This window comes from Peptoniphilus grossensis (assembly GCF_001940285.1).
Classification (GTDB): Bacteria; Bacillota; Clostridia; order Tissierellales; family Peptoniphilaceae; genus Peptoniphilus_A; species Peptoniphilus_A faecalis.
In genome coordinates, this window is the sequence record NZ_MJIH01000001.1 from 1,820,554 (window position 1) to 1,837,495 (window position 16,942).

The 16,942-nt window shown below is 31.3% G+C and carries 15 protein-coding genes and 1 other annotated feature; of the genes, 13 read left to right on the top strand and 2 right to left on the bottom strand.

Translation table 11 applies throughout. The annotated features are described in order from the left end of the window. Positions 1-10: 10 nt before the first annotated feature. A complete protein-coding gene (locus BIV18_RS08760) occupies positions 11-1,726 on the bottom strand; it encodes a vWA domain-containing protein (protein ID WP_075660223.1) in 1,716 nt (571 codons plus the stop codon). Then, positions 1,716-2,627: an AAA family ATPase gene (locus BIV18_RS08765; RefSeq protein ID WP_075660224.1), complete on the bottom strand. Its 912-nt coding sequence runs from the start codon at positions 2,625-2,627 to the stop codon at positions 1,716-1,718. The genes BIV18_RS08760 and BIV18_RS08765 overlap by 11 nt, the downstream gene beginning before the upstream one ends. A 111-nt stretch (positions 2,628-2,738) precedes the next feature. Here BIV18_RS08765 and BIV18_RS11295 point away from each other — a divergent pair, with 111 nt between their 5' ends. The 13 genes from BIV18_RS11295 (at position 2,739) to BIV18_RS08825 (ending at position 16,933) form a co-directional block, all read left to right on the top strand. Beyond that, on the top strand, positions 2,739-2,861 hold the full coding sequence (locus tag BIV18_RS11295; protein ID WP_268875154.1) for a hypothetical protein: 123 nt from the start codon (positions 2,739-2,741) through the stop codon (positions 2,859-2,861). A 273-nt stretch (positions 2,862-3,134) separates the two neighbouring features. Then, positions 3,135-3,297 (top strand) — a binding site (T-box leader). 39 nt (positions 3,298-3,336) lie between these two features. Continuing rightward, on the top strand, positions 3,337-4,623 hold the full coding sequence (gene serS / locus BIV18_RS08770; RefSeq protein ID WP_075660225.1) for a serine--tRNA ligase: 1,287 nt from the start codon (positions 3,337-3,339) through the stop codon (positions 4,621-4,623). A 205-nt stretch (positions 4,624-4,828) separates the two neighbouring features. Beyond that, complete coding sequence (locus BIV18_RS08775) at positions 4,829-7,528, top strand: calcium-translocating P-type ATPase, SERCA-type (protein WP_075660226.1); 2,700 nt, start codon at positions 4,829-4,831, stop codon at positions 7,526-7,528. Between the two features lie 231 nt (positions 7,529-7,759). After that, complete coding sequence (locus BIV18_RS08780; protein ID WP_075660227.1) at positions 7,760-8,770, top strand: CPBP family intramembrane glutamic endopeptidase; 1,011 nt, start codon at positions 7,760-7,762, stop codon at positions 8,768-8,770. A 114-nt stretch (positions 8,771-8,884) separates the two neighbouring features. Continuing rightward, a complete protein-coding gene (gene yfcC, locus BIV18_RS08785; RefSeq protein WP_144015216.1) occupies positions 8,885-10,597 on the top strand; it encodes a putative basic amino acid antiporter YfcC in 1,713 nt (570 codons plus the stop codon). 10 nt (positions 10,598-10,607) lie between these two features. Further along, positions 10,608-11,795 (top strand): beta-aspartyl-peptidase, encoded by a 1,188-nt coding sequence (gene iadA, locus BIV18_RS08790; RefSeq protein ID WP_075660229.1) that lies wholly within the window; start codon positions 10,608-10,610, stop codon positions 11,793-11,795. A 94-nt stretch (positions 11,796-11,889) separates the two neighbouring features. Continuing rightward, entirely contained in the window at positions 11,890-12,582 is a 693-nt protein-coding gene (locus BIV18_RS08795; RefSeq protein WP_075660230.1) for an AzlC family ABC transporter permease, read from the top strand. Beyond that, the gene (locus BIV18_RS08800; protein ID WP_075660231.1) at positions 12,575-12,880 is read left to right on the top strand and encodes a branched-chain amino acid transport AzlD family protein; all 306 of its coding nucleotides are present in this window, start codon (positions 12,575-12,577) and stop codon (positions 12,878-12,880) included. The genes BIV18_RS08795 and BIV18_RS08800 overlap by 8 nt, the downstream gene beginning before the upstream one ends. A 119-nt stretch (positions 12,881-12,999) precedes the next feature. Continuing rightward, positions 13,000-13,380, top strand: coding sequence for a GntR family transcriptional regulator (locus tag BIV18_RS08805; protein ID WP_075660232.1), 381 nt, complete (start codon positions 13,000-13,002; stop codon positions 13,378-13,380). Beyond that, entirely contained in the window at positions 13,377-14,216 is an 840-nt protein-coding gene (locus BIV18_RS08810) for an ABC transporter ATP-binding protein (RefSeq protein ID WP_075660233.1), read from the top strand. Before BIV18_RS08805 ends, BIV18_RS08810 begins: the two co-directional genes overlap by 4 nt. Then, positions 14,213-14,833, top strand: a complete 621-nt coding sequence (locus BIV18_RS08815; RefSeq protein ID WP_075660234.1) for a hypothetical protein — start codon at positions 14,213-14,215, stop codon at positions 14,831-14,833. Before BIV18_RS08810 ends, BIV18_RS08815 begins: the two co-directional genes overlap by 4 nt. Beyond that, on the top strand, positions 14,830-15,468 hold the full coding sequence (locus tag BIV18_RS08820) for an ABC-2 transporter permease (RefSeq protein ID WP_075660235.1): 639 nt from the start codon (positions 14,830-14,832) through the stop codon (positions 15,466-15,468). The genes BIV18_RS08815 and BIV18_RS08820 overlap by 4 nt, the downstream gene beginning before the upstream one ends. A gap of 139 nt (positions 15,469-15,607) precedes the next feature. After that, positions 15,608-16,933, top strand: a complete 1,326-nt coding sequence (locus BIV18_RS08825; RefSeq protein ID WP_075660236.1) for an NCS2 family permease — start codon at positions 15,608-15,610, stop codon at positions 16,931-16,933. Positions 16,934-16,942 lie beyond the last annotated feature (9 nt).

Genomic DNA, 16,942 nt, shown 5'->3' on the forward strand with positions numbered 1-16,942 from the left:
ATTATGAATCCTACTCTATTTTATTTGCGTAAGTTTTTAAAAGTATGCCAACGACTTTATGAAATCTTGCGATATTGGTAATATAAGCGTAGTCGTTGCCATAAATTTTTTTGATGTTTAAGCTCTCCGATTCTTCACCAGTGAATACTCCAAAGGTATTTATACCCATTAATCTTGTCAAGAGAACTTCCTTTGATGTGTCCATGACTGCTTCGTCATCCTTATAATTTTCGCCGGGAATTTTTGATGTACCCACAATTCCTATGTCAATTTCATCAAAGGGAAGTCCATCAGTTAAAATTATTAAAAATCTCCTTGAATCATAATTTTTTGAAATTAAATGTCGCATGAATTTTATTGCAAGGCCATCTCGGTTAGAGCCGCTGGGTGAATACTTGAAGATGTTCATGTTTTTAATTTGAGGGTCATTGTAATCTCTATATTTTTTTATAACGAGATAATTGTAAAAATTATTGTAAGAAAAAATCCTAGTTTTTATATTTAAGCTTGTTAGAGACTCTGCAATAATGTAGCTTTCTGTTGCTACAATTTCTTTTCTTTTGTTTTGGGATGCAGAGGAGTCTAGCAGAATGTCAACAAAAATTTCGTTGGAATCCTTGTGATTTATTTTATTGAAAATTTTATAATCGCTAAGTTCCTTTGATTTCCAAATTTCAGAGGCAATAATTTTTCCCTCATTTGATTTTGCAATTTCATCTTCAGATTCTCTCAGCAGAGAATTTTTTATTATGCTTGAAAGTTCACGAATTGCACGTTGATTTTGGATTTTGTTGTCTTCGTAAAATTTTAAATTTTCTAGGTAATTATTATTTTCTTCTTTGGCAAAATAGGAATTTTTATTTTTAAATTCGCCACTGGGAAAATAAATTTTAATATCATTATGAATGTCTGTTGCGATTTTTGACGCAATTTTATCGGCAGTATGCCTTTTGATTTTTTCTATACCATAGTGTTTTTCTAATGCGTCGTAAATATTTTGGTCGCCAAAATTATTTTTAAAATTGTCTTCTTTTACATTTATATCTCTATAATCGTCGTTAAAGAAAGTAAACTCAGCAGATTCAATATTGTACCTTTCGAGAAAAGTGTTGTCCACAAATTTTTTTCTTTTGTAAGGGCGATTGTTATTTGAAGAAGAGTTGGACTTTGCTTCCTTTTTTAATTTCTCATAACTTTCGTCAATGTCATTTGGAAGATTTTTGTTAATGTGAAAATACTTTTTGAATAAATATTTTAAAAATTCTAGGTACTTAAATGTGTCTAAGCTTTTAAAACCATAAATTTCATCTAACATTTCTTCTAAAACTTTTTGAACCTTTGGGAATTTTCCTCTTTCTTTTCTAATGTATCCAATTTTTAACTCTGTTGTTAAAATTATTTTTTGTCTATTCAAGTGTTTTAAAATTTCTTCATCGTGAGATTTTTTGAAATCCAAAGTGCCAGGTCTTTCTAAAATCATTTCATGTGAAAAAATATTTTCAATAATTAGTTTTGAAATTTCCCATAAATCTTTTTTATTGTTTAAATTATTTATATATCTTTTGAAAAAGTCATCAATTGTATAAAAATAAAAATATTTCGACGCATAGCCAAGGATTGCAGCTTCGTAGGAGTCCTCTGGTTTTAGCGAGAATTTAAAAATATCGAAGTTATAAAGATCTGAAACAGTCCAAAATATATTTTTTAGTCTATTTTTATCCTTCAAATAAATCAGCTCTTTCAATATTTTTTATAAAGAGAGTGTCTATTACATCTGTAACGATTTCTCTCTCGTAGGAGTCAAAGGTTTTATCTACAATTCCAAGTTCAAGGGAATCTCTAATGCCTAATCCTTTATTCATAAGTTCAATGCTAGAAAGGAGTCCGCGAAGATCAATTGCCTTTGAAGAAATTTCTGAGTTAAGGGATTTCTCTTGCAAGTCCAAAAATAATTTTGTGAAAATTTTTATTGCATTTTTATTTAAATTTGTATTTTCTTTAAATAATTTTTCCAAATCGCTTTCTGCTATTGTTGGCATATCAATTACCAAAAACCTTGATACCAAGGCTTCGTTTAAATCACGAGTGCCAATGTAACCGTAATTCATTGTTGCTATAAATCTCGTTGCATCATTTAAGTTTAGTCTTCCATAACCAGAAACATCGATAACTCTCCTGTAATCAAGAGTTGAATGCACAACAGAGAGTGCTTCGTTTTTTGCCATATTTATTTCGTCAAATACTGCAAAGCCACCTTGTTCTGCGGCTTCGTAGACTGGTCCTTTTTTTAGGATAACTTCATTATTTTTAAAAGTATCAGAACCAATAAGACTTGAAGGGTCTGATGTAATGTTTAGAGAAATCGTCCAAAGAGGTCTCTTAAAAAGATAGGCAAGATTTTCTGCTAAAACATTTTTGCCCGTTGCCTTTGGTCCAGATAGAAGGATGTTATCGCCAGATAAAATTGCTGCGATTGCCTTCTCCCAAGTTTTTTTGCCATAATATTTATATTTAATTTTTGGAATTCTATATCTATATTCTTCATTTAATTCATGTTTTTCTATAAATTCATCCACTCCATTGAGTAGATCTTCTGAAACGCCTTGTGAAAGTAAAAACTTTCTCATTTCATCACCTCTAGCATATTATAACAAAAAGAAAAAATTTTATCTTAAATAATAATTTGTAAGAAATTGAAAAATTATTCTATGATATAATAAAATAAAAGGGGGATTATTATGGCTTGTGTGTCTAAATCTATAATAAGTTTAATAATAGGTTTTGGATTTTTTGTTGCAGTTTTTGTCCTTATAATATTGGCAATAATTGCCTTAATAAAATATATAAAAAACAATAGATGAACTAAAAATTAAATATATGACAATGGAAATGTTTTAATTTTACCATAACCTTTTATGATAATTAGTTGTTTTAAATATTTAATTTTACAAGGTTGTATGATATTGTAAATGTTAGGATTTATAACTAGGTTCAAAATATCAACGATTATTTTTATTTACAAAGAAATATTTTGATTAATAATCTTTTAACATAGTATTATTTAATTAGTTGACTTTACTTTACACGCTAAAGACTTGAACTTATTTTTCCTTGTGGTATAATATTAAAAACTAAAAAAGGCGATAATTGAGAATAGTAATTTTAAAAAGTTTTTTAGAGAGCAGGTGGTAGGTGCAAATCTGTAAACATTTAAAGTGAATCCACCTCATAGTCTATGAATTTTTAAGTGAACCATTTGGTTAATTAGGGTGGCAACGCGGGTCTCTCGTCCCTTTAGGGATTGAGGGGCTTTTTTTTTATTTTAAGGGAGGATTTATGTTAGACATTAAATTTGTAAGAGAAAACCCAGAAGCAGTTAAGGAAAACATCAAAAAGAAATTCCAAGATGAGAAACTTCCACTAGTTGATGAAGTTATAAAAATCGACGAAGAACTTAGAGAAGCAAAAACTAAGGGAGATAATCTTCGTGCAGAAAAAAATCAAACTTCAAAAGAAATAGGAAGCTTTATACAAAAGGGTGAAAAGGATAAAGCCGAAGAAGCTAAAAAAAGAGTTGCTGAAATAAATAAAGAAATCACAGAATTAGAAGCAGCTGAAAGAGATCTTGGCGAAGAACTTAAAAAAAGGATGCAAATTATTCCACAAATGATTGATGATTCAGTGCCAATAGGAAAAGACGACAGTGAAAATGTGGAAATCGAAAGATTTGGTGAACCAGTTATACCGGATTACGAAGTACCCTATCATGTTGATATCATGGAAACCTTTGATGGAATTGATTTAGATTCAGCTAGAAATACATCAGGAGCAGGATTTTATTATTTAAAGGGCGATATTGCAAGACTTCACTCTGCAATTTTATCCTATGCAAGAGATTTTATGATTGATCGTGGATTTGAATATCACATTCCACCATTTATGATTCGTTCAGATGTTGTTACTGGTGTAATGAGTTTTGCTGAAATGGAAAATATGATGTATAAGATTGAAGGAGAAGACCTTTATCTAATTGGTACATCAGAACACTCAATGATTGGTAAATTTATTAATACAATTACTCCAGAAGAAGATATGCCACTTGCATTAACTTCTTATTCTCCATGTTTTAGAAAAGAAGTTGGAGCTCATGGAATAGAAGAAAGAGGAGTTTATAGAATTCACCAATTTGAAAAGCAAGAGATGGTTGTAATTTGCAAGCCCGAAGATTCAAAGGATTGGTTTGTAAAATTATGGCAAAATACAGTGGACTTCTTCCGTTCATTAGAAATTCCTGTAAGAACTCTTGAATGTTGTTCTGGCGACTTGGCAGATTTAAAGGTAAAATCTCTTGACGTTGAAGCCTTCTCTCCAAGACAAAATAAATACTTTGAAGTTGGATCTTGTTCAAATCTTGGAGATGCACAAGCAAGAAGACTTAATATTAAACTTCGTGGTAAAAATGGAACATATCTTGCACATACTTTGAACAACACAGTTGTTGCACCGCCAAGAATGTTAATTGCCTTCTTAGAAAATCTTCTACAAGAAGATGGCAGTGTAAAAATTCCAAAACCACTTCAAATGTATATGGGCGGAAAGGAAAAGATTGTTCCAAAAAAATAATTTAAGAGAATATTTTTGGGTAATATTAACTTAGATTGTTTTAGGCAAAATAATTTGATATAATTTATTCACTTAGGGGAGTAACTTTTAAATTTTCAGTCGTCATTACGGCATTGCCCGGCTGGAAAGCTTAGTATTAAGTATGTGAGACCGATGTAACAATCGGTCTCTTTTTTTATTTTATATGAAATTATAAGGAGGAATTATGGAAAAAAATTGGTATAATCAGTCGCCAGATGAGACCTTGAAAAATCTCTCGACAACAAAAGAGAAGGGACTATCTCATGAAGAAGCTCAAAACAGATTGCAAGAGTATGGAGAAAATGCACTTGAGGCAGAAAAGAAAAAATCCTTTGGAGAAAAGCTAAAGGAGCAAATCCTAGACCCAATGATAATTATTTTAATTGCAGCAGCAATTGTATCTGTTTTTGTAGGAGAAGCCCTTGATGCTGGAATTATCATTGCAATTGTAATTGTAAATGCCTTTCTTTCAATTTATCAAGAGGGAAAAGCAGAAGAAGCCATTGAAGCACTACAAAAGATGTCTTCGCCAAAGGCAAAGGTAATAAGAGATGGCGAACATGAAGAAGTTGATTCAAATAAATTAGTTCCAGGAGATATTATTGTCCTTGAAACAGGAGATATTGTTCCAGCAGATTTAAGGCTTATAGAATCATCAAATTTAAAAGTCGACGAATCATCACTTACTGGAGAATCTGTTGCTGTGGAGAAACACTATGACGCAATATATAGTGGAAAAATGGAAATTGGAGATAGAGAAAATTTAGCTTATTCTTCAACAATTGTAACTTACGGTAGAGGAATGGGAGTAGTTATTGAAACTGGACACAATACAGAGATTGGCAAGATTGCAACTTCAATTGCAACGGTAGGAGAAGAACAAACACCCTTGCAAAGAAAACTTGCAAAACTTTCAAAAACTCTTGGAATTTTGGTAATAGTAATCTGTGCAGTTGTAATGGCTGTTGGACTTTTATATAAACATGATCCATTAGATATGTTTATGACAGCAATTTCACTTGCAGTTGCAGCTGTGCCTGAAGGCTTACCTGCCATAGTAACAATTGTACTTTCAATTGGCATGGGCAAGATGGCAGAAAAAAATGCCATTGTCAAAAAACTTTTGGCAGTTGAAACTCTTGGAACAACTACAGTAATTTGTTCCGACAAAACTGGTACTCTAACGCAAAATGAAATGACAGTTGTAAAAGTTTTTACCGACGGAAATGTTTATGATGTTTCAGGAACTGGCTATGCTCCAGAAGGAGATGTAACTAAAAAAGAAGAGGTAGTTACAATAGAAGATGATGAAAACTTAAAAATTTTATCATCAATTGCAGCTCTTACTAATGATGCAAAATTAAAGGTGAAGGGCAGCGAAGCATCCATTACAGGAGATCCAACTGAAGGTGCGCTCCTTACTTTTGCAGAAAAAGCAGGAAATGGATTAGAAAATCTTTATAAAAAATTTGATAGGCTGGAAGAAATTCCCTTTGATTCAGATAGAAAGATGATGACAACTTTTCATGACAAAATTTTTGACGAAATCACATCTTTTACAAAGGGTGCACCTGATGTAGTATTAGATAGATGTAGTAAAATTTTAATTGGCGGAGAAGAAGTTGAACTAGACGATAAACTTAAAAAAGAAGTTTTAGATAAAAATTCAGAATTTGCAAGATCCGCTCTTAGATGTTTAGGTTATGCTTATAGAAAACACAAAACTCTTCCAAGTGAACTTACATCTGAAGTTGTTGAAAAGGATATGGTCTTCGTTGGACTTACTGGAATGATTGACCCATCAAGACCAGAAGTTAAGGATGCAATAAAAGAATGTAGAAGTGCAGGTATAAGACCAATTATGATTACAGGCGATTATCTTGAAACAGGTCTTGCAATTGCAAAGGACCTTGGTATTGCAAAATCAGATGATGAAGCAATAATGGGTAGAGAATTAAATGAAATGTCTGAAGCAGAACTTCGAGAAATAGTAAAGAAAAAATCTGTCTTTACGAGAGTTTCTCCAGAAAACAAAGTTCAAATAGTAACCGCCTTGAAACAAAATGGACATATAGCAGCTATGACAGGCGATGGTGTAAATGACGCACCAGCAATTAAAAAGGCAGACATTGGCATTGCAATGGGAATTACAGGGACAGATGTCGCTAAAAACACAGCAGAAGTAATTTTGACAGATGACAACTTTGCAACTATTGTAAATGCAGTTGAAGAAGGACGAATTATTTATTCCAATATTAAAAAATTTGTGGCATATTTACTTTCATGCAACTTGGGAGAAGTGTTAATAGTTTTAATTTCTATATTGATGAACTTGCCAGTGCCGCTTATTCCAATTCAACTTCTTTGGCTTAATCTTGTAACAGATTCTTTTCCAGCCTTAGCTCTTGGAGTTGAAAGAGGAGAAGCTGACATAATGAAGGAAAAACCGCGCGACCCTGACGAACCAATCCTAGACACAGAAATAAAAATAACAGTTGCAATTCAATCTATTGCAATAACAGTTGCAACACTTCTTGCATATTTTATCGGCTTAAAATGGTATGGATTAGGTGAAGGACTTCACCACGCAAGGACAATGGCATTTTCATCACTAATAATTTGTGAACTTCTTAGATCCTATACGGCAAGATCAATTGACAAGACTGTTTTTGAAATTGGAGTATTCACAAATAAAAAATTAGTAATGGCAACAGCATTTTCTTTCTTATTGATGCTAGTAGTAATCTATGTGCCAGTGTTAAACGATGCCTTTGGACTAATGGATTTAGGACCAAGAGAAATTGCAGTAGTGCTTGGCTCAGCAGTAATACCACTTTTAGCAGGAGAAATCCAAAAGAAAGTAAGATTTAGGAAAAATAAATAATTTATTATTAAATAAAATTTATAATGAAAAGCCGACATTGAAATTTAAGAGGTCAACTTAAATTTTTGTCGGCATTTTTATTATAAAATTTGTAAATAGAATTTTTATAATGCCTAAAAATCTTTAGCCTTTTTTATTGAAAATTTTAAATATCTTGACAAAATAAATACACGAGGTTAAAGTGTAGATATAAAACATATACACTTTAGATAAAAGGGGTTTGAGAAATTTATGAAAAAAGATTTAAAAATTTATATTGGCGTTTCATTTATTCTTCCATACATAATGGGATTTGCAATTTATTACTGCAAATTAAACAATATAAATACAAATATTTATCCTCTATTTCAAATGTTTATGCCATTTCTTGGTGTAGTAGCCTTATTGTACAGTGAGGATAAGAGTATTTTGAAGAATAGTGTAATTAAAATTTATATAATTACAAGTTTTATTTTATTTGCATTTTCAATAATAAATATTTTTTCTTCTAATTTTAATACAAGCTTTTCAGATTTTATAATCTTGATATCTGCGATTCCAATGATTATATGTATTTCAACTATGGATAAAAATCTTAAAAGAAAATTATGTTTAGACAATCCAAATAAGAAAACAACATTGTTAATTTGTCTAGTTTTTATAATTATTTATTTTCTAAGATTATTTTTGGGAGGTATATTACAGGGAGAAACAAGAGAGATAATAAAAATCTTAAATATTAATAGTGTAAAAATTCTTGTTTCAATTTTTATTTTTTCTTTTTTAAATATCGTGCCTTTTATAGGCGAAGAATATGGTTGGAGAGCATATTTAGCACCAAGGCTAAAGGAAATTTATGGATATAAAAAATCTATTCTGATTACGGGCTTTATTTGGGGGATATGGCATTTACCACTTAATCTTTTCTACTATTCCGATGGTCAGTTAGCATCACAGATTTATTCAATACTTGGGCAAATTGTATTTTGTACATTTTTTGGAATATTTTTAACTTATGCTTATAATAAAACAAAATCTATTTGGGCTCCTGTTATGATACACTACTTAAACAACAATTTGGCATTATTATTTATTACAGATATTTCCAAGGATATTTTTTCTGGTCAACATTATGATTTAAAAGGATTTTTATTTACAAGTATAAGTTCAATTATATTTTTTGGAATCTTTATATTTTTTAATCACGTTAAAGATGAAAGCCTTTGGGAGAAATCGGTATTTGAAAACATAAAAGAAGACTAATTTTTAGTTTTTTTACCTAAATAATAATTAAAATAAATTAAAATAGTTTTAGCATAGAAAAAATGTATAATAAATTTAGGGGTTAATTATTGAATTATGAAAGGAGAGATAATTATGAAAAAGAGAGATTTGACAAAGTTTAAAACTCCACATACATATGCGATTATATTTTTCGTGGTAGTTTTATCTTGGATTCTTACTTTTTTAATTCCTGCTGGTAAGTTTTCAACTCATGAAGTTGAATATGAAAATGCAAATGGAGAAATTAGTTCAAGAACTGTATTGCAAACTGAAACATTTAGGTACATGCATCCACTAGACAAAAAATTTTTATCTGAAAATTTAAGTAAGTTATTTGAAGATAAAGAAGCTCTAGAAGAACATGAAATTGACGAAGATGGTTTTGCTCTACTTTTAAAAGAGCCAGCAGATTCTTGGACGGTAGAAAGCTTAGCTGAAGTTGGATTAACAGATGATACTTTATATGAAATTTATGGAGAAGATTTCTATGACACTTCAGTTAAATTAAATAAAACTGCAACTGTATGGGGTACAGAGGACTTCAATGGTTTTGGTTTTCTAAACTTTTTATTTGAAGGTTTAGTATCAGGTGACAAGTATGGATCAGCGGTTGGTATAATTGCTTTACTACTTGTTGTTGGGGGAGCCTTTGGAATTATAATGAATACTGGAGCAATTGATGCTGGTATTTATGCAGTAATAGACAAGACAAAGGGACTTGAAAAATTTGCAATTCCCATTTTATTTTATTTATTCTCACTTGGTGGAGCTACATTTGGAATGAGCGAAGAAGTTATACCATTTTCTATGGTAATGGTCCCCTTTGTAATAGCCCTTGGTTACGATTCAATTGTCGCTGTAACAGTTACCTTTGTTGCATCTCAACTTGGAAATGCAGTTTCATGGATGAGTCCATTCTCAGTTGCAATTGCACAAGGTATTGCAGGTATTCCTGTACTTTCAGGGGCTGGATTTAGACTTATATGTTGGGTAGTAGTTACAGGACTTGGTGCAGCTTATACAATGTTATATGCACAAAAAATTTACAAAGATCCTAGAAAATCTGTAACTTATGAAAATGACAATAAATTTAGACTAAAATTACAAGAAGATACATCTGCAAAAGAATTTAAACTTGGTCACAAGATTATATTATTAGAAATGCTTGCAGTTTTAATTTGGATTGTTTGGGGAGTTATGAAAAAGAGTTACTATATTCCAGAAATAGCATCTCAATTCTTCGTAATGGGTCTTGTTGGAGGTATAACAGCAGTTATATTTAAGCTAAACAACATGACAATTAATGATATGGCTTCAAGTTTTCAATCAGGAGCAGCTGACCTTGCAGGCACAGCAGTTGTAGTTGGTATGGCAAAAGGAATATTAATTGTACTCGGCGGCAGTGATGCAAATAGTTTTTCAGCATTAAATACAATACTTTATTCTGTGGGCAATGCCTTTTCAGGTGTACCTAAGACTTTAGCTGCCATAGGAATGTATTTATTCCAATCACTATTTAACTTAGTAGTAACATCAAATTCTGGACAAGCTGCTCTTACAATGCCGATAATGGCTCCACTTGCAGATCTTGTTGGACTTTCTAGACAAATTGCAGTACTTGCTTATCAAATGGGTGCAGGATTTATGGACGCCTTTACTCCAGTATCTGCAAGTTTAATTGGAGTACTAGGTGTTGCAGGAATTGATTGGTCTAAATGGGCAAAATTCCAAATAAAAATGCAAACCTTCTTCTTTATTATAGGCTCAGTAATACTTATTATTGCCGTAGCAATTAATTTTCAATAGGAAGTGGAATATGATAAAAATAATTAGAAATGTAAAAGTTTATACTCCAAAAAACATTGGCAAAAAAGATGTGTTAATACTTGGAGATAAGATTGCTTCAATAGAAGATAAAATTGATATAAACATTTCCTCAATGGAGGTTGAAGAAATAAAGGGAGAGGGCAAAATTTTAACTCCAGGATTTATTGACTGTCACGTTCACATTTTAGGTGGTGGAGGCGAAGGAGGTTTTAAGACAAGAACTCCTGAAATAAATCTTACAACTTTAACTACAGCAGGTGTTACAACAGTTGTTGGAACACTTGGAACAGATGGAGTATGTAGAGATATAGAGTCATTACTTGCAAAAGCACGTGGACTTGAAGAAGAAGGAATAACATCATATATTTATACTGGTTCCTATCAAGTGCCTACTCCAACTTTAACAGGAGATATTATGAAGGATATAATGTCAATTGATAAGATAATAGGAGCAGGAGAAATTGCACTTTCAGATCACAGATCATCACAACCAACTTTCGAAGAATTTATTAGACTTGCTGCAAATGTGAGAGTGGCTGGCATGCTTTCAGGAAAAGCTGGAATAATAAATATCCACATGGGAGATGGAAAGAAAAACTTAGATTATTTAAATAGAGCAGTAGATGAAACTGAACTTCCAATTACACAATTTTTGCCAACACATTGTGGCAGAAATAAGGAGCTTTTTGAAGAAAGTATAAAGTACATGAAACGCGGTGGATATTGTGACTTTACTGGAGCGGATGACCCTGATTTGTGGGAAAGAGAGTATGGAGAAGTTAGAATATCGAAGGCAATTAAGAGAATAATCGAAGAAAAAATATCCATAGATAATTTCACATTTACATCTGATGGACAGGGAAGCTTTCCGATGTTTAACGAAAAAAATGAATACATTGGACTTGGTATGGGAAAATCAAGCTGTCTTTTAGAAGCAATAAAAGAATGTGTATTTAAAGAAGACATACCACTTGAAATTGCACTTCGAGGAATAACATCAAATCCTGCAAGGATTTTATCATTAACTAATAAGGGAAATATAAAAAAAGGATTTGATGCTGATATTAATTTGCTTGACGAAGAAACATTAGATATTGATACAGTAATTGCAAAGGGTAGGATTATGTTAAGAGATAAATTGCCCATAGTATTTGGAACCTTTGAAGAAAATAAATAAATAAATTTAGAAAACCTCGATTGCTCTCGGGGTTTTATATTTATATTATTTTTTAAATATGTTATAATTCTAAAAAACTTTAAGGGGTGAAAAGATGATTAAAAATTTAAAAAAGACCTTTCCCTATACTATTCCAATATTTATTTCTTTTTTATTTATAGGAATTTCTTTTGGGATATTCACTTCATCAAAGGGATATGCACCATGGGTTGCTCCACTTACTTCTGTTGTGATTTTCTCAGGATCAATTCAATTTGTTGTAGTTGAGGCAATGTATGCAGGTATGAATTTACTTTCTTTTGTTTTAATTGTTGCAATGATGAATATTAGACATTTCTTTTATGCACTTACTTGCCTTATAAAGTTTAGAGGTATGAGCGAAGGAAAGAGAATTTATTCAAATTATGCTCTTTGTGATGAAGCTTATTCAATGATAATGGGCGTGCCTGTGCCAGATGACATGAAAGAAGAAGATTTTTATTTTTCCATAATAATTTTACTTCAAGCATACTGGTTTTTGGCTACGACACTTGGCGGAGTCCTTGGAAATTTTGTAAAGACAGAAATTCTAGGAATAGATTTTATACTTACGGCTTTATTTTTAGTAATATATTTAAGTCAATGGAATCAAACGACTGACCACTTTCCTGCTATTATTGGAGTTGTGGCTTCGGTATTTTCATTAATTATCTTTGGAGAAAATTTTATTCTCCCCGCAATGATTATAATCCTAATTTTTTTATACATTGACTTTAAGAAAAGAGTGGGAGGAAATAAAAATGCTTAAATATATTTTTATCGCAGGTTTAATAACTGTGATGGCGAGATTTCTTCCTGGAATAATTTTTAGAAAGAAAAAATTAACAACCTTTATTGAATATCTTGGAGAAAAGCTTCCCTATGCATTAATGGGACTTCTCCTCGTATTTTGTATTAGAAAAGTTAATTTTTTAAACCCAACAGAAGTAATACCTGTTGCAACATCCTTTGCAGTGATAATTTTAAGTTTTAAATTTATTAAAAACTTTTTCTTGTCCATTGCACTGGGAACAGCAGTGTATATGGGATTTTTATATTTAATTTAGTTTAAAAACTGTCCTAATGGGCAGTTATTTTTTTACAATTTTTATTGACAAAGATATTTATAAGATATATACTGTAAATATAAAATATATACAGCAGATATTAGAAATTCGGTGATGATATGAAAATAATTATTTCAAATGACAGTGGTCTTCCAATTTATGAGCAAATAAAAAATCAAATCAAGGCGCAAATTGTATCGGGAGATTTACATGCTGATGCACCTCTTCCAGGGATGAGAACTCTTGCCAGCGATTTAAAGGTTTCTGTTATAACTACAAAACGTGCTTACAACGACTTGGAGCAAGAGGGCTATATTTATTCTATGCCAGGGAAGGGTTCCTTTGTAAAAAAATTAAATGAAGAAGTTGTAAGAGAAAATGCCATGGCTGAAATTGAAAAACATTTTACTGATGCCATGACTATTGCAAAAGTTGCAGGAATAAGTTTAGATGAGTTACAAGAAATTTTAAAGACCTTAAATGAGGTGGACATATTATGAAAAGTATAGAGATAAAAAATTTAAAAAAAGATTTTAAGGATTTTGAACTAAATATTGACAGTTTGGACATACCAGAGGGTGCCGTTATTGGACTTATTGGCGAAAATGGTGCAGGCAAAACAACTCTTTTAAAATGTATTTTAGATTTATATCAATATGATGGCGATATAAAAGTCTTTGGAGAAAAGATCCACAAGGAATCTTTTGAAAAAATTGGGGCAGTTTTGTCAAATTCTTTTTTCAACGAAAGCTTCAAAGTAAAAGATGTTCTTGATATTTTAAAAGTTGCCTACAAAAATTTTGATGAAGAGATGTTTTATGACTGTGCAGATAAATTTAAGATGCCAAGGGATAAAAAATTAAGTGAACTTTCTACAGGTAACTTGATGAAATTAAAAATAATTTCTGCAATTTGTCACAAGCCAGAATTATTAATTTTAGACGAGCCAACTTCTGGGCTTGATCCAGTTATTCGCGATGAAATTATTGGATTTTTATTCGACTACATGAAAGATGGCGACAGGACAATTTTATTTTCTTCTCATATCTTGTCTGACATAGAAAAAATTGCCGACTATATAATTTACATTCACGAGGGAAAAATTATTTTATACGATGAAAAGGACGCCCTAATAGAAAAGTATGGAATCTTAAAAACTTCTGAAGATAATTTAGAAAAATATGGCGATTTTATCTTAAAAACGAGAAAAAATAAATATTCCACAGAAGCTCTCATAAAAAATGTTGAAGTCTTTAAAGAATTTTATCCAAATGAAGTTGTTGATAAAGTAAGTGTAGAGGACATAATGATATTTTTATCAAGAGGTGGACAATGAAAGCAGTTTTATACAATGATTTTAAAGTTATAAAAAAGATTGCACTCCCCATGACAATTTTTGTTGGAGCTATACAGGCAATAGGTTTCTTTTTTACTGGAGAAGTCTTCAACAGATTCTTTATTCAGTGGGCATTTACAATGATATTTATCATGAGAGGGCAAGCTTTCTTTGGGGATAATTTTAATGATTTTGAAAAATTTATTACTATGCCAGTTTCCATAGAAGACTATTCTATCGCTAAAATAATAAAAAATTTTGTAATATTTTTTATTACCTCTATTATTTTTTGGGTTGGATTAATTATTAGCAATCAAGAAGTCAAAGTATCAATTTTAAATATATACCTAAATATATTTATTGCTTTAGACTTTTTGAGTCTAAGTTTAAGTCATATTTTATACGCAAAACTCCAAAAAGGAATTGTGATTTTATTTTACGGCCTATTAGTAATAGGATTTGGCATAGCTACCGCAATGGGATACGGAGCTTATTATGATTATTTAATAGATTACAAATCAATATTTATAATTGCTTCTGTAATAATTTTCGTCTTATCCCTATGGGCAGATTATAAATACTCCACAAAATACATTAGAGAGGGGCAAATAATATGAAAATACTTTTATTAAATGATTTTAAAATCAGAAAAAAGTTTATCATAGTTTATTTCATATTTATAGGAATAATTTTTGCCTTAAAAAGTCTTGGACTTTTCTCAGAGGAATTTTCTTTCTTTGCAGACAAAGCCTTTGCAGTATTATTTATGTCAGCCCTCCTAATTCACTATGCCCTATATATAATATCCAGCGAAGGAATGATATTGGACAAGAGCAAGCCTTACCTTTTGACACTTGGTGCATCAAGGAGAGACCTAATAAATGTAAAATTTCTAAAGGTTCTTATTATTTTTATAATAGATTCAATATTAGTTTTTTACATCATGCAAGAGGTTGAAATAAATGGCATGGACTTTAACCTAGGATTTTTTATTGTGCTATTTTTAATGGCCTATTACCTTATAAGTATTCCAATCTATCTTTACTTTGGACAAACAAGTGGTGTGGGAACAATGTTTACATCATCGCCTGCGCTTCTTCCTATATTAGATAAGTTTGGAAAAAATCCAACAGGATTTTTTATTGGAATAATTAAAGGAAGCAGCAACTTAGTCTTATCCTTATCTTTAATTATTTTCATTATAATAATTTATGCCGCAGCTAGAATAATAGCGGAGAAAAAAGATTTTTAAATATTAATAGACTCAAAGGACTTTTGATTTCAAGAGTCCTTTTTAATTTCAAAATTTATAAAATAAAAAGTTTACCATCTTTGTGCCATTTAATCTAATTTGTGATAGAATAAAAAAGTAATTTAATGAGGAGGAAAAAATGGAAACAAATTCAAGTTTTTTAGAAAAGACTTTTTCTCTTACTGAGAGAAAGACAAATGTCAAGACAGAGTTTTTGGCAGGACTTACAACTTTTATGACCATGTCCTATATATTAGTTGTAAATCCAAATATGTTATCGGAAACTGGAATGGACAAGGGTGGAGTTTTCACTGCGACTATTTTATCATCAATTATTGCAATGCTCTTTATGGGATTATTTGCAAACTTGCCCTTTGCACTTTCAGCAGGAATGGGACTTAATGCTTTCTTTACTTACACAGTAGTTTTAAGCATGGGCCACGATTGGTCCTACGCACTTACTGCGGTATTTTTGGAAGGTATTATCTTCATAATCATGAGTTTATTTAATGTTCGTGAAGCAATATTTACATCAATACCAATGTCATTAAAGAATGCAGTGTCAGTTGGTATAGGGCTTTTTATAACTTTAGTTGGACTAATATCTTCAGGAATTATTGTAAATAACGATGCAACATTAATTTCACTTGGAGAAATTGCATCAAGACCTTCAGTTGTTTTTATAGTTTCCCTAATGGTTATGGCATTTTTGACAGCTAAAAATGTCAAGGGAGCACTTTTATATGGAATAGTAACGGGAACAATTCTTGCACTTATTTTAGGAGTTACTCATCTTCCAGGAGGATTACTATTCTCACTTCCACCATCAATATCAAGTGTTGCCTTTAAACTTCACTGGGGAGATTTATTTACCTTTGATATGTTCTCTATAATGTTTACATTTTTATTCGTAGATTTATTTGATACAGTGGGAACTTTAACGGGAGTTGCGACAAAGGCAGGATTAATAGACGAAGAAGGAAATTTGCCAGGAGTTGGTCGTGCCCTTTTATCTGATGCCATAGGTACAGTTGTGGGAGCACTTCTTGGAACAAGTACAGTTACAACTTTTGTTGAATCTGCATCAGGAGTAGCAGACGGTGGTAGAACTGGGCTTACATCTCTATCATGTGCTTTCTTTTTCCTATTATCCCTATTTCTATTTCCAATCTTTTCAATAGTACCAGCACAAGCGACATCTGCAGCTCTTGTAATGGTTGGACTTTTTATGATTAGCCCAATTAATCAAATAAAATTAGATGATTACACAGAATCTGTGCCAGCATTTTTGACAATGGTTACAATGCCCTTTGCTTACTCAATTGCAGAAGGAATTTCTGTTGGGATGATTTCTTATGTAATTTTAAAAGTAGCAACAGGTCGTGGAAAAGAAGTATCACCTGTAATGTATATCTTGGCAATTATATTTACGTTAAGATATTTAAGACCAATTTTGCCATTTTAATGAAGAAAG

What these genes read in the sequence shown, in the direction of transcription:
- BIV18_RS08765 (WP_075660224.1), bottom strand. Translation starts at nt 2,627, where the DNA reads ATGAGAAAGTTTTTACTTTCACAAGGCGTTTCAGAAGATCTACTCAAT.
- BIV18_RS08775 (WP_075660226.1), top strand. Translation starts at nt 4,829, where the DNA reads ATGGAAAAAAATTGGTATAATCAGTCGCCAGATGAGACCTTGAAAAAT.
- BIV18_RS11295 (WP_268875154.1), top strand. Translation starts at nt 2,739, where the DNA reads ATGGCTTGTGTGTCTAAATCTATAATAAGTTTAATAATAGGTTTTGGA.
- yfcC (WP_144015216.1), top strand. Translation starts at nt 8,885, where the DNA reads ATGAAAAAGAGAGATTTGACAAAGTTTAAAACTCCACATACATATGCG.
- iadA (WP_075660229.1), top strand. Translation starts at nt 10,608, where the DNA reads ATGATAAAAATAATTAGAAATGTAAAAGTTTATACTCCAAAAAACATT.
- BIV18_RS08810 (WP_075660233.1), top strand. Translation starts at nt 13,377, where the DNA reads ATGAAAAGTATAGAGATAAAAAATTTAAAAAAAGATTTTAAGGATTTT.
- serS (WP_075660225.1), top strand. Translation starts at nt 3,337, where the DNA reads ATGTTAGACATTAAATTTGTAAGAGAAAACCCAGAAGCAGTTAAGGAA.
- BIV18_RS08805 (WP_075660232.1), top strand. Translation starts at nt 13,000, where the DNA reads ATGAAAATAATTATTTCAAATGACAGTGGTCTTCCAATTTATGAGCAA.
- BIV18_RS08825 (WP_075660236.1), top strand. Translation starts at nt 15,608, where the DNA reads ATGGAAACAAATTCAAGTTTTTTAGAAAAGACTTTTTCTCTTACTGAG.
- BIV18_RS08800 (WP_075660231.1), top strand. Translation starts at nt 12,575, where the DNA reads ATGCTTAAATATATTTTTATCGCAGGTTTAATAACTGTGATGGCGAGA.
- BIV18_RS08780 (WP_075660227.1), top strand. Translation starts at nt 7,760, where the DNA reads ATGAAAAAAGATTTAAAAATTTATATTGGCGTTTCATTTATTCTTCCA.
- BIV18_RS08815 (WP_075660234.1), top strand. Translation starts at nt 14,213, where the DNA reads ATGAAAGCAGTTTTATACAATGATTTTAAAGTTATAAAAAAGATTGCA.
- BIV18_RS08795 (WP_075660230.1), top strand. Translation starts at nt 11,890, where the DNA reads ATGATTAAAAATTTAAAAAAGACCTTTCCCTATACTATTCCAATATTT.
- BIV18_RS08820 (WP_075660235.1), top strand. Translation starts at nt 14,830, where the DNA reads ATGAAAATACTTTTATTAAATGATTTTAAAATCAGAAAAAAGTTTATC.